Raw genomic sequence first — 13,643 nt, forward strand, 5'->3', positions numbered from 1 at the left:
GCCGGAGAGCCCCGCAATGCCCCTTCCCCGCTTCGCCCTCACCCCTGGTGAACCCGCCGGCATCGGCCCGGACCTCTGCCTGCTCCTGTCCCGCGAACGCCAGCCTTACCCACTGATCGCCATCGCCAGCCAGGCCCTGCTGGAAGAGCGCGCCAGCCAGCTCGCCCTCGACATTGGCGTCATCCCCGTATCACCCGACGCCTGGCCCGACAGCCCCGCAGAAGCGGGTTCGCTCTATGTCTGGGACACTCCGTTGCAAGCCCCCGTCCAGCCCGGCGTGCTCGATCGCGCCAATGCCGGCTACGTGCTCGACACCCTGACCCGTGCAGGCAAGGGCTGCATGGACGGCCACTTCGCCGGCATGATCACGGCGCCCGTGCACAAGGGCGTGATCAACGAGGCCGGAATCGCCTTCTCCGGCCACACGGAGTTCCTCGCCGAACTGACCCACACCGAGCAGGTGGTGATGATGCTCGCCACTCGTGGCCTGCGCGTCGCCCTGGTGACCACCCACCTGCCGCTCAAGGACGTTGCCAGCGCGATCACGACCGAGCGCCTGGAACGGGTCGCTCGCATCCTGCACGCCGACCTGGTGGAGAAGTTCGGCCTGCCCACGCCACGCATCCTGGTCTGCGGCCTCAATCCCCATGCGGGAGAGGGCGGCCACCTGGGGCGCGAGGAGATCGAAGTCATCGAGCCCTGCCTGCAGCGCCTGCGCCAGGAGGGCCTGGACCTGATCGGCCCGCTCCCCGCCGATACCCTGTTCACGCCCAAGCACCTGGAGCACTGCGATGCGGTGCTGGCCATGTATCACGACCAGGGCCTGCCGGTGCTGAAGTACAAGGGCTTCGGCGCGGCGGTGAACGTCACCCTCGGCCTGCCGATCGTCCGCACCTCGGTCGACCACGGCACCGCCCTCGACCTGGCCGGAACGGGGCGCATCGACGGCGGCAGCCTGCAGGTGGCACTGGAGACGGCCTACGAGATGGCAGCCAGCCGTAGCTGAGCCCGCAGGCGCCGATCAGCACATTTCGGCCTGGTCGGCGCAATGCTGTAGACTGCGCGCCTTTCCCCGCTTCCAGCTTCAAGCTACCGGCTTCAAGCTGCTCCACCTGGAGCCCGCAATGTCCGAATACCAACACCGCGCACGCAAGCGCTTCGGCCAGAACTTCCTGCATGACGCCGGCGTCATCCACCGCATCCTGCGCGCCATCCACGCGAAGGAAGGCGAACACTTGGTGGAGATCGGCCCGGGCCAGGGCGCACTGACCGAGGGCCTGCTCGGCAGCGGCGCGCAGCTCGACGTCATCGAGCTGGACCTCGACCTGATCCCCATCCTGCAAGGCAAGTTCGGTACCGAGCCGCGCTTCCGCCTGAACCAGGGCGACGCCCTCAAGTTCGACTTCGCCCAGCTCGACACCACGCCCAACAACCTGCGCGTGGTGGGCAACCTGCCCTACAACATCTCCACCCCGCTGATCTTCCACTTGCTGGATAACGCCCACCTCATACGCGACATGCATTTCATGTTGCAGAAGGAGGTGGTCGAGCGCCTGGCCGCCGAGCCCGGCGGTGGCGACTGGGGTCGCCTGTCGATCATGGTCCAGTACCACTGCCGCGTGGAGCACCTGTTCAATGTCGGCCCCGGCGCCTTCAATCCACCGCCCAAGGTGGACTCGGCCATCGTCCGCCTGGTGCCCCACGAAGTGCTGCCGCATCCGGCCAAGGACCACCGCCTGCTGGAGCGCGTGGTGCGCGAAGCCTTCAACCAGCGCCGCAAGACCCTGCGCAACACCCTCAAGGGCCTGCTCGACAGCAACGCCATCGAGGCGGCCGGCGTAGAGGGCGGCCTGCGCCCCGAACAGCTGGACCTGGCGGCCTTCGTGCGCCTGGCCGACAAGCTTGCCGAACAGACAACGGGCGCATGACGCCCTAGACTTCCATTCCGGTTCCAGAGAACAGACCCGTGCCCGATTCCCGCTACCTGGTCGCCGTCAGCGTCACCACCCGCTTCCTCCCGGAGCAGTCGCAGCCCGAACAGAGCCGCTTCGCCTTCTCCTACACCGTGACCATTCGCAATGAAGGCGAATTGCCGGCCAAGCTGGTATCGCGCCACTGGGTGATCACCGATGGTGACGGCCATGTGCAGGAAGTGCGCGGTGCCGGCGTGGTCGGCCAGCAGCCGCTGATCGAGCCGGGCGCGAGCCACGTCTACAGCAGCGGCACCGTGATGGCGACCCGCGTCGGCACCATGCAGGGCAGCTACCAGATGGTCGCCGAGGACGGCAAGCGCTTCGATGCCGAGATCGCTCCCTTCCGCCTGGCCGTACCCGGCGCGCTGCACTGACAGGAGAGCTCGATGACGGTTTACGCAGTCGGCGACCTCCAGGGCTGCCTCACCCCGCTCGAGTGCCTGCTCGAACGCGTCGCCTTCGACCCCGCCCGCGACCGCCTGTGGCTGGTCGGCGACCTGGTCAATCGCGGCCCGCAGTCCCTGGAGACCTTGCGTTTCCTGTACGCCATTCGCGACAGCCTGACCTGCGTGCTCGGCAACCACGACCTGCACCTGCTGGCAGTGGCACACAACACCGAACGCCTGAAGAAGTCCGACACCCTGCGCGAGATCGTCGACGCCTCCGATGCGGCGGACCTGCTCGACTGGCTGCGTCGGCAGAAGCTGGTGCACTACGACGAACAGCGCGACATCGCCATGGTGCACGCCGGGATCCCGCCCAACTGGACCCTGGCCAAGGCATTGAAACGCGCCGCCGAGGTGGAGGAAGTCCTGCTGGACGATGCGCGCCTGCCGCTCTTCCTTGACGGGATGTACGGCAACGAGCCGGCGAAATGGGACAGTGACCTGCAAGGCATCGCCCGCCTGCGGGTCATCACCAACTATTTCACCCGCATGCGCTTCTGCACGGCCGATGGCACCCTGGACCTCAAGAGCAAGGAAGGCGTCGACACCGCCCCGCCCGGCTACGCCCCCTGGTTCAGCCACCCGGGGCGAAAGACCCGCGGCCAGAAGATCATCTTCGGCCACTGGGCGGCACTGGAAGGCAAGTGTGACGAACCCGGCCTCTTCGCCCTCGACACCGGCTGTGTCTGGGGCGGGGCCATGACCCTGCTGAACGTCGACAGCGGCGAACGCATCAGCTGCAGTTGCGAGGAGAACAAAGCATGAGCGAATTCCAGCGTATCCCCCCGGAGCGCGCCCAGGCACTGCGTGAACAGGGCGCCCAGGTGGTCGACATCCGTGACCCGCAGAGCTACGCCAACGGCCACATCGCCGGGTCGCAGCACCTGGACAACTACTCCCTGGCCGACTTCATCGCCAAGGCCGACCTCGACAAGCCATTGATCGTCACCTGCTACCACGGCAACTCCAGCCAGGGCGCTGCGGCCTACCTCGTGGGCCAGGGCTTCTCCGACGTCTACAGCCTGGACGGCGGCTTCGAACTCTGGCGCGCCACCTACCCCGATCAAGTCGCCCAGGGCAGCGCCGAGTAAAAAAATTCTCGATGGCGCAACCCCGCGCCATCACTGGTCTCGCGCCGCGACCTGACGAACGGCAATCTCTTGTTATCCTTCCGTCATCCTTGACCTGCCGGATTCCGAACTACTCTTAGGTCAGGCCATCCAACAGGGGAGAGCCGGCACACCGGTTCCGGGCCATCGGCGGCGACCATTTAGGTGTTCTGGGGGATTCTCATCGGCCGACTCGTCGGCTGACTGCCCGCACCCGTGTGACCGACCCCGCCGGCTCCCAGTATCCAGCGAGGTGACGCAATGAGCATTTTCAGCCACTTCCAACAACGCTTCGAGGCGACCCGCCAGGAGGAATATTCCCTTCAGGAATATCTCGACCTGTGCAAGCAGGACCGCAGCGCCTATGCCACCGCAGCCGAGCGCATGCTCATGGCCATCGGTGAACCGGAGCTGCTGGATACCTCCGCCGACTCGCGGCTTTCGCGGATCTTCTCCAACAAGGTGATACGCCGTTACCCGGCCTTCGCCGACTTCCACGGCATGGAAGACTGCATCGACCAGATCGTCGCGTTCTTCCGCCATGCGGCGCAGGGACTGGAAGAGAAGAAACAGATCCTCTACCTCCTGGGCCCGGTCGGCGGCGGCAAGTCGTCCCTGGCCGAGAAGCTCAAGCAGCTGATCGAAAAAGTGCCCTTCTACGCCATCAAGGGCTCTCCGGTGTTCGAATCGCCACTCGGGCTGTTCAACGCCACCGAGGACGGCGCCATCCTCGAAGAGGACTACGGCATCCCCCGCCGCTACCTCTCCACCATCATGTCGCCCTGGGCCACCAAGCGCCTCGCCGAGTTCGGCGGCGACATCAGCCAGTTCCGCGTGGTCAAGCTCTATCCGTCGATCCTCAACCAGATCGCCGTGGCCAAGACCGAGCCTGGTGACGAGAACAACCAGGACATCTCCGCCCTGGTGGGCAAGGTGGATATCCGCAAGCTGGAGGAATTCCCGCAGAACGATGCCGACGCCTACAGCTATTCGGGCGCACTGTGCCGGGCCAACCAGGGCCTGATGGAATTCGTCGAGATGTTCAAGGCACCGATCAAGGTGCTGCACCCGTTGCTGACCGCCACCCAGGAAGGCAACTACAACAGCACCGAGGGGCTGGGTGCCATACCCTTCCAGGGCATCCTGCTGGCCCACTCCAACGAGTCGGAATGGCACAGCTTCCGCAACAACAAGAACAACGAGGCGTTCATCGACCGTATCTACATCGTCAAGGTGCCCTACTGCCTGCGCGTCACCGACGAGATCAAGATCTACGACAAGCTGCTGGCCAACAGCTCGCTGGCCCACGCCCATTGCGCGCCCGACACCCTGAAGATGCTCGCCCAGTTCTCCGCCCTGTCGCGCCTGAAGGAGCCCGAGAACTCCAACATCTACTCGAAGATGCGCGTCTACGACGGCGAGAACCTCAAGGACACCGACCCCAAGGCCAAGTCGATCCAGGAATACCGCGACGCCGCCGGCGTCGACGAAGGCATGAACGGCCTGTCGACCCGCTTCGCCTTCAAGATCCTTTCCAAGGTGTTCAACTTCGACCCGCATGAGGTCGCCGCCAACCCGGTGCACCTGCTCTACGTACTCGAGCAGCAGATCGAGCAGGAACAGTTCCCCGCCGAAGTGCGCGAGCGCTACCTGCGCTACATCAAGGAATACCTGGCCCCGCGCTACATCGAGTTCATCGGCAAGGAAATCCAGACCGCCTACCTCGAGTCGTACAGCGAGTACGGCCAGAACATCTTCGACCGCTATGTGCTCTACGCCGACTTCTGGATCCAGGACCAGGAATACCGCGATCCGGAGACCGGTGAAATCCTCAACCGCGTCGCCCTCAACGAGGAACTGGAGAAGATCGAGAAACCGGCCGGAATCAGCAACCCGAAGGACTTCCGCAACGAGATCGTCAACTTCGTGCTGCGCGCCCGGGCCAACAACAACGGCAAGAACCCCACCTGGCTCAGCTACGAGAAGCTGCGGGTGGTGATCGAGAAGAAAATGTTCTCCAACACCGAGGACCTGCTGCCGGTCATCAGCTTCAACGCCAAGGGCAGCAAGGACGAACAGCAGAAGCACAACGATTTCGTCAAACGCATGGTCGAGCGCGGCTACACCGAGAAACAGGTTCGCCTGCTGTCCGAGTGGTACCTGCGGGTACGCAAGTCGCAGTAACTGCAGCCACAAGCTACAAGCTTCAAGCGGCAGGAAGAGGCAAGAGCCAATGCTCTGCGCTTCTACCTGCAGCTTGCAGCGTGCGGCTTGAAGCTGCCCCGGAGGGGCATCCATGAGCTACGTGATCGACCGACGCCTGAATGGCAAGAACAAGAGCACGGTTAACCGCCAGCGCTTCCTCAGGCGGTACCGCGACCACATCAAGAAAGCGGTGGAGGAAGCGGTCAGCCGCCGCTCCATCACCGACATGGAGCATGGCGAGCAGATCAGCATCCCCGGTCGGGATATCGACGAGCCCGTGCTGCACCATGGCCGTGGCGGGCGCCAGACCATCGTCCATCCCGGCAACAAGGAATTCACCACCGGCGAACGCATTCCTCGTCCCCAGGGCGGCGGCGCGGGGCGTGGCAGCGGCAAGGCGAGCAACTCCGGCGAAGGCATGGACGAGTTCGTCTTCCAGATCACCCAGGAGGAGTTCCTCGACTTCATGTTCGAGGACCTGGAGCTGCCCAACCTGGTGAAACGCCACCTCACCGGCAGCGACACCTTCAAGACAGTACGCGCCGGCATCAGCAACGAGGGCAACCCCTCGCGCATCAACATCATCCGCACCCTGCGCTCGGCCCACGCCAGGCGTATCGCGCTTTCCGGCTCCAGCCGCGCCAAGCTGCGCATCGCCCGCGAAGAACTCGCACGTCTCAAGCGGGAGGAGCCGGACAACTTCGGCGACATCCAGGAACTGGAAGCCGAGATCCTCAAGCTGCGCGCACGCATCGAGCGGGTGCCGTTCCTCGACACCTTCGACCTCAAGTACAACCTGCTGGTCAAGCAGCCCAACCCCAGTTCCAAGGCCGTGATGTTCTGCCTGATGGACGTCTCGGGCTCCATGACCCAGGCGACCAAGGACATCGCCAAGCGCTTCTTCATCCTCCTGTACCTGTTCCTCAAGCGGAACTACGACAAGATCGAAGTCGTGTTCATTCGTCACCACACCAGCGCCCGCGAGGTCGACGAGGAAGAGTTCTTCTACTCCCGCGAGACCGGCGGCACCATCGTCTCCAGCGCCCTCAAGCTGATGCAGGAGATCATGGCCGAGCGCTACCCCGTCAACGAATGGAACATCTACGCAGCCCAGGCTTCGGACGGCGACAACTGGAACGACGACTCGCCGATCTGCCGGGACATCCTGATCAAGCAGATCATGCCCTTCGTGCAGTACTACACCTACGTAGAGATCACCCCGCGCGAGCACCAGGCGCTCTGGTTCGAGTACGAGCAGGTCTGCGACACCTTCGCCGACACCTTCGCCCAGCAGCAGATCGTCACCGCTGGCGACATCTACCCGGTGTTCCGCGAACTGTTCCAGCGCCGACTGGTTAACTGAGGGCCGTGTCATGACCGCCACAGAAAAGAAGAGGCAGCCCATCTCCACGGGTTCCGAGTGGACCTTCGACCTGATCCGCACCTACGACCGCGAGATCGGCCGGCTGGCCGAGCGCTATGCGCTTGACACCTACCCCAACCAGATCGAAGTCATCACCGCCGAGCAGATGATGGATGCCTACGCCTCCGTGGGCATGCCGCTGGGCTACCACCACTGGTCCTACGGCAAGCACTTCCTGGCCACGGAGAAAGGCTATTCTCGCGGACAGATGGGCCTGGCCTACGAGATCGTTATCAATTCCGACCCCTGCATCGCCTACCTGATGGAGGAGAACACCATCACCATGCAGGCGCTGGTGATCGCCCACGCCTGCTACGGCCACAACAGCTTCTTCAAGGGCAACTACCTGTTCCGCACCTGGACCGATGCCAGCTCGATCATCGACTACCTGGTGTTCGCCAAGCAGTACATCATGCAGTGCGAGGAACGCCACGGCATCGATGCGGTGGAGGACCTGCTGGACTCCTGCCACGCCCTGATGAACTACGGCGTCGACCGCTACAAGCGCCCTTATCCGATCTCCGCCGAAGAAGAACGGCGCCGCCAGAAGGAGCGCGAGGAGCACCTGCAGAAACAGATCAACGACCTCTGGCGCACCATCCCCAAGGGCGCCGGCAAGGGCGGCGACAAGGACAACCGACGCTTTCCGCCGGAACCCCAGGAGAACATCCTCTACTTCATCGAGAAGCACGCGCCGCTGCTGGAACCCTGGCAGCGCGAGATCGTGCGCATCGTGCGCAAGATCGCCCAGTACTTCTACCCGCAACGCCAGACCCAGGTCATGAACGAAGGCTGGGCCACCTTCTGGCACTACACCCTGATGAACGACCTCTACGACGAAGGCCTGGTCACCGAGGGCTTCATGCTCGAGTTCCTCCAGTCCCATACCAGCGTCGTGTTCCAGCCCGGGTTCGACAGCCCCTACTACAGCGGCATCAACCCCTATGCCCTGGGCTTCGCCATGTACCGCGACATCCGCCGCATCTGCGAGGAGCCCACCGAAGAGGACAAGCGCTGGTTCCCGGACATCGCCGGTGGGGACTGGCTCTCCACCATCAAGTTCGCCATGAAGAGCTTCAAGGACGAGAGCTTCATCCTCCAGTACCTCTCGCCCAAGGTGATCCGAGACTTCAAGCTCTTCAGCATCCTCGACGACGACCAGAAGGACGAGTTGCTGGTCCCCGCCATCCATGACGAACCCGGCTACCGCCAGATCCGCGAGACGCTCGCCGCCCAGTACAACCTCGGTAACCGCGAGCCGAACGTGCAGATCTGGAACGTCGACCGCCGTGGCGACCGCTCCCTGACCCTTCGCCACCAGCAGCACGATCGCAAGCCGCTTGGCGAATCCACCGAGGAGGTGCTGCGCCACCTGCATCGCCTGTGGGGCTTCGACATCCATCTGGAGACCATGAACGGCGAGCAGATCACCGGCACCCACCACGTACCGCCCAAGGGCGAGCGCAGCGAAGACGGCGAATACCCGCGACTGGACCTGGTCATCCCGCCCATTTGATCGGTTGACCGCATGCCAGGCGCCCCCGAGCATGCGGTCATCGTCCATGGAGAGCGTCGATGCGCCTGTTCCTCGTCCTGCTGCTGTGCCTGGTCCTGGCCACCTGCTCCACCCACATCCCCAGCATCCAGGTGCTGAGACCAGCCGACAGCGGCCTGGCCATCCGCCACAGCTTCCAGCTGGTTCCCCCGGAGCAGGCCTTGCAAAGCCCGGCGCCCTATCGCGAACACTACATACGCCTCGACCCGCTGCTTCGCCAGGGCCTGGCCGCGCGCGGCTACCACGAAAGCCAGAGCCCCGAACTGCGCATCTACTACTGGCTGGCCCTGCGGGACGCCCCCCTGGAATTCAGGGTCGACCAGGCACCGCCCAACCCGCTCGGCCCCTACCAGGCCATCCACCGCCTGCGGGACGAAACCGGCACCCTGCGCCTGCGCATCACCGACCTCGACGGCAACGTCCTCTGGGAAGGCATCGCCAGTACGGGCCTGAGCCCCTCCTGGGACAGCGCCGAGTTGCTGGAAAGCGCCGTGGAGGCACTGACCCGGCAAATCCCCATCGCAGCCAACGAGCGGGCTGCTATCCTCCGCACCCTCGGAGGTGAGCATGCAGATATACAAGGTGGGCGGCGCGGTTCGTGACCGGCTGTTGCAGCGCCCGGTCACGGAAGTGGACTGGGTCGTCGTCGGCGCGACCGCTGAAGAAATGCTCGAGCAGGGCTTCAAGCCCGTGGGCGCGGATTTCCCGGTGTTCCTTCATCCGCAAAGTGGCGAGGAGTACGCACTGGCGCGCACCGAGCGCAAGAGCGGGCGTGGCTACGGCGGTTTCACCTTCTTCGCCAGCCCGGACGTCAGCCTCGAAGACGACCTGATCCGCCGCGACCTCACCGTCAACGCCATCGCCGAAGACGAACACGGCGTGCTGGTCGACCCCTATGGCGGCCAGCGCGACCTGGAGCTGCGCATCCTCCGCCACGTTTCCCCCGCATTCGCCGAAGACCCGTTGCGCGTGCTGCGCGTTGCCCGCTTCGCCGCACGCTATGCGCCACTGGGCTTCACGGTGGCCGAAGAAACCCTGGCGCTGATGCGTGAGATCGCCGAGTCCGGCGAGTTGGACGCCCTGACCCCCGAACGCAGCTGGAAGGAAATCTCCCGTGCCCTGATGGAGCCCCGCCCGGACGTTTTCATCCAGGTACTGCGCGACTGTGGCGCGCTGAAAGCGTGGATGCCGGAGCTCGACGCCCTGTTCGGCGTCCCCCAGCCCGAGCAGCACCACCCGGAAGTGGATTCCGGCCTGCACGTGCTCGCCGTCCTGCAGCAGTGCGCCGAGCATGAGCAACCCCTTGCCGTGCGCTGGGCCTGCCTGCTGCACGACCTGGGCAAGGGCGAGACGCCGGAGGAGGAATGGCCCCGGCACATCGCCCACGAACAGCGCGGCCTGAAGCTGATTAAGCAGGTAAACGAACGCTGCAAGGCGCCCCGGGACTGCCAGGAACTGGCGATGCTGGTGGGCGAGTTCCATACCCACGCCCACCGCGCCCAGGAGCTCCGCGCATCGACCCTGGCCGAGCTGCTGGCGCGTTTCGACGTCTACCGCCGCCCCCAGCGCTTCGAGGAGTTCATCGCGGCCTGCGCGATGGACGCCCGCGGCCGGCACGGCCTCGAGCAGCGCGAATACCCTCAAGCCGACTACCTGCGGGGCGCCGCCTCGGCCGCACGCGCAGTCGCGGTCCAGCCCTTGCTGGAGAAGGGCTACAAGGGGGCCGAACTGGGCGAGGCGCTCAAGCTCGAGCGCCTGAAAGCGCTGAAGGCCTACAAGGAAGGCGCGGGGAAGGCCTGAAGCAGGTCGTCGGGGGTCAACGGGCGCCCCCGCCACGCGAAGGGCACCGGCCACAGCTGCTGCTGGATCTGCGCCGCCGCCCACAACTCCGCGAAGCTGCGTCTCTCGCCCGGGTGCAGGCGATCGGGCACCACCAGTGCCAACGGCCAGAGCACGAATGCATTCTTCAGCACCTCGGCACGGGGCAGCACCAAGCCATCGAAGCTGCCGACCAGATCGCCATAGAGCAACACATCGATGTCCAGCGGCAGGCCCTTGCGGTCTGGCGCGTAGCGGCCGTTGTCGGCCTCGATGAACTTGAGGCGGCGGTCCAGCTCCATCAGCGGCAGGTCGGTGTTGGCGGCCACCACCAGGTTGTAGAAGGGGCCGCTCTTGATGCCCACCGCCTGGCTTTCGAATACCGGCGAGCACTGGATGTCCTGGAGGAAACCGGCCAACGCGTCGAGGCCGGCTTCCAGGTGTTCCTCGCGCCCGATGTTGCTGCCCAGGCCCAGCAGAACCGGAGTCAGCGGCATCCGCGTTCGATCTCCACGCCAACGCTGCTGGCAGCGGGAACCGCGCCGGGCTTGTGCAGCTTCAGGCGCACCCAGGGAATCTGGAATTCAGCCATCAGCAGAGCGACCAGCCGCTCGGCGAAAGTCTCCACCAACTCGAACCGGGACTCGGCTGCGAACGCCTGGATGCGCTGGGACACCGAGGCGTAGTCCAGCGCATGGGCCAGTTCATCGCCTGCGGCGGCCGGGCGGTTGTCCCAACCCATCTGCAGGTCCAGGCGCAGGCACTGGCGAATGCTCCGCTCCCAGTCGTACGCACCGATGACGGTATCGACTTCAAGACCCTCGATGAAAACCGTGTCCACGTAAGTTCTGCCCCGTTAGAATCAGGGCTCCCTCGCCCTGGAATGGATACCAATGTTCTGGCTGCTGGCGATCCTCGCCTACCTGCTCGGCTCGCTGTCCTTCGCCATCCTGCTCAGCCGGGTGTTCGGCACCGCCGACCCGCGTGAACTGGGTTCAGGCAACCCGGGCGCCACCAACATGCTGCGCGTGGCGGGCAAGAAGCTCGCGATCCTCACCCTGCTCGGCGACCTGCTCAAAGGCCTCGTGCCCGTGCTGGTCGCTTACCTGATCGGGCTCGGCATCCAGAAACAGGCCTGGATCGGCCTCGCCGCCGTACTCGGGCATCTCTACCCGCTGTACTTCCGCTTCCGTGGCGGCAAGGGCGTCGCCACTGCCGCCGGCATGCTGCTCGGGCTCTATCCCCCGGCGGCCCTGCTGGCAGTTGCGGCCTGGGCGCTGACGTTCGCCCTCACCCGCACCAGCTCGCTCGCGGCCTTGATCGCGACACCGCTGACCCTGCCGCTGCTGGCCTGGCAGAAGCCTGGCGCATTGCTGCCAATGGCCGTGCTCTGCTGCCTGATCGTCTGGCGACACCGCGGCAATCTACGCGACCTTTTCGCCGGACGCGAACGACATTTCTGAAACTGAAGACAGCCTCAGGCTACAAGCCTGAGGCTTCAGGAAACCGCACGGGAATCAGATGGCCGGCAGGTTTTCCATGGGCCAACGAGCCTGCACGGCGATCGCCGGACCTTCCTGCTGCCCGGCCTTCAGGCGCTGGCAACCGGCGTAGGCGATCATCGCGCCGTTGTCGGTACAAAAGCGCGGACGCGCGTAGAAGACGTTGCCATGAAGCTCGGCCAGCATCGCCTCCAAAGCCTGGCGCAAGGCCTGGTTGGCGCTGACACCGCCAGCGATCACCAGGCGCTTCAGGCCGGTCTGCTTCAGGGCCCTGCGGCACTTGATGACGAGAGTCTCGACCACCGCCTGCTGGAACGCCAGAGCGATGTCGCAACGGGTTTGCTCACCGTCGTCCCCAGCATCGCGGCACTGCTGCCAGGTGTTGAGGGCGAAAGTCTTCAGGCCGCTGAAACTGAAATCCAGGCCAGGGCGATCGGTCATCGGGCGCGGGAAGGTGAAGCGCCCTGCCACACCGGACTCCGCCAGGCGGGCGATCTCCGGGCCACCCGGATAGCCCAGGCCGATCAGTTTGGCCGTCTTGTCGAAGGCCTCGCCGGCGGCGTCATCCACCGACTCACCGAGCAGCGCGTAGCGGCCGATGCCATCGACGCGCACCAGTTGCGTATGGCCGCCGGAAACCAGCAAGGCGACGAACGGGAACTCCGGCGGCTGCTCCTCCAGCATGGGCGCCAGCAGATGGCCTTCCATGTGATGCACGCCCAAGGCGGGCACGCCCCAGGCGAACGCCAGGGCTTGCGCACAGGAGGCGCCGACCAGCAGAGCGCCGACCAGGCCGGGGCCCGAGGTGTAGGCGATGCCGTCGATATCCGTCGGCTTGCAGCCTGCGCCATCCAGCACTTCCCGCAGCAGCGGCAGCATGCGTTTGACGTGATCGCGGGATGCCAGCTCAGGCACCACACCGCCATAGACGCGGTGCAGGTCGATCTGACTGAACAGCGCATCGGCCAGCAGGCCGCGTTCGCTGTCGTAGAGGGCGACGCCGGTCTCGTCGCAAGAGGTTTCCAGACCCAGCACTAGCATTGGGATCGAGCCTTCGAGGCCTAGCCAATAAAGAAGGCGCGCATCATAATCGCCGCCCTCCGCCCCGGCCAGCGGTTTTCGACTGAAGGCTTTGCATTCCGGGGCGCAAGGCGTTAACATCCGCAACCCTTGAAAACCGACGTTCTCCCGCAACCCTAGCCAGGAGCACGTTCACCCACGGTAATTAGTGAAGGTACGACCTGGATGCCAGCCGTCAAAGTTAAAGAGAACGAACCCTTCGACGTAGCCCTGCGTCGCTTCAAGCGCTCCTGCGAAAAAGCCGGTGTACTGGCTGAAGTACGTAGCCGCGAGTTCTACGAGAAGCCCACTGCCGAGCGCAAGCGCAAAGCTGCTGCTGCAGTTAAGCGTCACGCCAAGAAAGTGCAGCGCGAACAGCGCCGCCGCGAGCGCCTGTACTGAGTTAACAGGCTTCGCCGCACGCTTTCAGCATCGCCCGGCTCCGGCCGGGCGAGTGCATTCAGGCACCGCACGCGACACTCCGCTTCGCCTTGGCGAATGCCGGAGTTTTTTGCATTTGCAGCCCCTGGTAATGCCGCTATCACCCAAGGGT

15 protein-coding genes are annotated in these 13,643 nt (G+C 64.8%); 12 read left to right on the forward strand and 3 right to left on the reverse strand.

Going from position 1 to position 13,643, the window contains the following annotated elements; translation table 11 throughout:
• The first annotated feature begins 16 nt into the window (after positions 1-16).
• The 10 genes from pdxA to DMX10_RS17500 all read left to right on the forward strand — a co-directional run bounded on the left by pdxA (position 17) and on the right by DMX10_RS17500 (position 10,511).
• The gene (gene pdxA, locus DMX10_RS17455; protein ID WP_111262256.1) at positions 17-1,006 is read left to right on the forward strand and encodes a 4-hydroxythreonine-4-phosphate dehydrogenase PdxA; all 990 of its coding nucleotides are present in this window, start codon (positions 17-19) and stop codon (positions 1,004-1,006) included.
• A gap of 118 nt (positions 1,007-1,124) precedes the next feature.
• Complete coding sequence (rsmA, locus tag DMX10_RS17460; RefSeq protein ID WP_111262257.1) at positions 1,125-1,928, forward strand: 16S rRNA (adenine(1518)-N(6)/adenine(1519)-N(6))-dimethyltransferase RsmA; 804 nt, start codon at positions 1,125-1,127, stop codon at positions 1,926-1,928.
• A gap of 38 nt (positions 1,929-1,966) precedes the next feature.
• Complete coding sequence (gene apaG, locus DMX10_RS17465; protein ID WP_111262258.1) at positions 1,967-2,347, forward strand: Co2+/Mg2+ efflux protein ApaG; 381 nt, start codon at positions 1,967-1,969, stop codon at positions 2,345-2,347.
• 12 nt (positions 2,348-2,359) lie between these two features.
• Positions 2,360-3,184 (forward strand): symmetrical bis(5'-nucleosyl)-tetraphosphatase, encoded by an 825-nt coding sequence (locus DMX10_RS17470; RefSeq protein ID WP_111262259.1) that lies wholly within the window; start codon positions 2,360-2,362, stop codon positions 3,182-3,184.
• A complete protein-coding gene (gene glpE, locus DMX10_RS17475; protein WP_111262260.1) occupies positions 3,181-3,510 on the forward strand; it encodes a thiosulfate sulfurtransferase GlpE in 330 nt (109 codons plus the stop codon). The genes DMX10_RS17470 and glpE overlap by 4 nt, the downstream gene beginning before the upstream one ends.
• A 279-nt stretch (positions 3,511-3,789) precedes the next feature.
• Positions 3,790-5,712 carry a PrkA family serine protein kinase gene (locus DMX10_RS17480; RefSeq protein ID WP_111262261.1) on the forward strand — a complete coding sequence of 641 codons (1,923 nt, stop codon included), beginning with the start codon at positions 3,790-3,792 and terminating at the stop codon, positions 5,710-5,712.
• 112 nt (positions 5,713-5,824) lie between these two features.
• On the forward strand, positions 5,825-7,096 hold the full coding sequence (locus DMX10_RS17485) for a YeaH/YhbH family protein (RefSeq protein ID WP_111262262.1): 1,272 nt from the start codon (positions 5,825-5,827) through the stop codon (positions 7,094-7,096).
• A gap of 10 nt (positions 7,097-7,106) precedes the next feature.
• Positions 7,107-8,672: a SpoVR family protein gene (locus DMX10_RS17490; RefSeq protein ID WP_111262263.1), complete on the forward strand. Its 1,566-nt coding sequence runs from the start codon at positions 7,107-7,109 to the stop codon at positions 8,670-8,672.
• 59 nt (positions 8,673-8,731) lie between these two features.
• Entirely contained in the window at positions 8,732-9,313 is a 582-nt protein-coding gene (locus DMX10_RS17495) for a DUF4136 domain-containing protein (protein WP_111262264.1), read from the forward strand.
• Positions 9,279-10,511: a multifunctional CCA addition/repair protein gene (locus tag DMX10_RS17500; protein ID WP_111262265.1), complete on the forward strand. Its 1,233-nt coding sequence runs from the start codon at positions 9,279-9,281 to the stop codon at positions 10,509-10,511. Before DMX10_RS17495 ends, DMX10_RS17500 begins: the two co-directional genes overlap by 35 nt.
• Here the strand turns inward: DMX10_RS17500 and folK are convergent.
• Both folK and folB read right to left on the reverse strand, forming a co-directional pair.
• Positions 10,484-11,026 (reverse strand): 2-amino-4-hydroxy-6-hydroxymethyldihydropteridine diphosphokinase, encoded by a 543-nt coding sequence (folK, locus tag DMX10_RS17505; protein ID WP_111262266.1) that lies wholly within the window; start codon positions 11,024-11,026, stop codon positions 10,484-10,486. The genes DMX10_RS17500 and folK overlap by 28 nt on opposite strands.
• Complete coding sequence (gene folB / locus DMX10_RS17510) at positions 11,017-11,370, reverse strand: dihydroneopterin aldolase (protein WP_111262267.1); 354 nt, start codon at positions 11,368-11,370, stop codon at positions 11,017-11,019. Before folB ends, folK begins: the two co-directional genes overlap by 10 nt.
• Before the next feature lie 52 nt (positions 11,371-11,422).
• Between folB and plsY the strand changes: the two genes are divergently transcribed.
• A complete protein-coding gene (gene plsY / locus DMX10_RS17515; protein WP_111262268.1) occupies positions 11,423-11,992 on the forward strand; it encodes a glycerol-3-phosphate 1-O-acyltransferase PlsY in 570 nt (189 codons plus the stop codon).
• A 54-nt stretch (positions 11,993-12,046) separates the two neighbouring features.
• Here the strand turns inward: plsY and tsaD are convergent, their stop codons facing one another.
• Positions 12,047-13,072: a tRNA (adenosine(37)-N6)-threonylcarbamoyltransferase complex transferase subunit TsaD gene (gene tsaD, locus DMX10_RS17520; protein WP_111262269.1), complete on the reverse strand. Its 1,026-nt coding sequence runs from the start codon at positions 13,070-13,072 to the stop codon at positions 12,047-12,049.
• Positions 13,073-13,276: 204 nt separating this feature from the next.
• Here tsaD and rpsU point away from each other — a divergent pair, with 204 nt between their 5' ends.
• Complete coding sequence (gene rpsU / locus DMX10_RS17525; RefSeq protein WP_003085057.1) at positions 13,277-13,492, forward strand: 30S ribosomal protein S21; 216 nt, start codon at positions 13,277-13,279, stop codon at positions 13,490-13,492.
• The last annotated feature ends 151 nt before the right edge of the window (positions 13,493-13,643 follow it).

This window comes from Pseudomonas sp. 57B-090624 (genome assembly GCF_003234055.1).
In the GTDB taxonomy this organism is placed as follows: domain Bacteria; phylum Pseudomonadota; class Gammaproteobacteria; order Pseudomonadales; family Pseudomonadaceae; genus Metapseudomonas; species Metapseudomonas tohonis.

What these genes read in the sequence shown, in the direction of transcription:
- pdxA (WP_111262256.1), top strand. Translation starts at nt 17, where the DNA reads ATGCCCCTTCCCCGCTTCGCCCTCACCCCTGGTGAACCCGCCGGCATC.
- rsmA (WP_111262257.1), top strand. Translation starts at nt 1,125, where the DNA reads ATGTCCGAATACCAACACCGCGCACGCAAGCGCTTCGGCCAGAACTTC.
- DMX10_RS17470 (WP_111262259.1), top strand. Translation starts at nt 2,360, where the DNA reads ATGACGGTTTACGCAGTCGGCGACCTCCAGGGCTGCCTCACCCCGCTC.
- glpE (WP_111262260.1), top strand. Translation starts at nt 3,181, where the DNA reads ATGAGCGAATTCCAGCGTATCCCCCCGGAGCGCGCCCAGGCACTGCGT.
- DMX10_RS17480 (WP_111262261.1), top strand. Translation starts at nt 3,790, where the DNA reads ATGAGCATTTTCAGCCACTTCCAACAACGCTTCGAGGCGACCCGCCAG.
- DMX10_RS17485 (WP_111262262.1), top strand. Translation starts at nt 5,825, where the DNA reads ATGAGCTACGTGATCGACCGACGCCTGAATGGCAAGAACAAGAGCACG.
- DMX10_RS17490 (WP_111262263.1), top strand. Translation starts at nt 7,107, where the DNA reads ATGACCGCCACAGAAAAGAAGAGGCAGCCCATCTCCACGGGTTCCGAG.
- DMX10_RS17495 (WP_111262264.1), top strand. Translation starts at nt 8,732, where the DNA reads ATGCGCCTGTTCCTCGTCCTGCTGCTGTGCCTGGTCCTGGCCACCTGC.
- DMX10_RS17500 (WP_111262265.1), top strand. Translation starts at nt 9,279, where the DNA reads ATGCAGATATACAAGGTGGGCGGCGCGGTTCGTGACCGGCTGTTGCAG.
- folK (WP_111262266.1), bottom strand. Translation starts at nt 11,026, where the DNA reads ATGCCGCTGACTCCGGTTCTGCTGGGCCTGGGCAGCAACATCGGGCGC.
- plsY (WP_111262268.1), top strand. Translation starts at nt 11,423, where the DNA reads ATGTTCTGGCTGCTGGCGATCCTCGCCTACCTGCTCGGCTCGCTGTCC.
- tsaD (WP_111262269.1), bottom strand. Translation starts at nt 13,072, where the DNA reads ATGCTAGTGCTGGGTCTGGAAACCTCTTGCGACGAGACCGGCGTCGCC.
- rpsU (WP_003085057.1), top strand. Translation starts at nt 13,277, where the DNA reads ATGCCAGCCGTCAAAGTTAAAGAGAACGAACCCTTCGACGTAGCCCTG.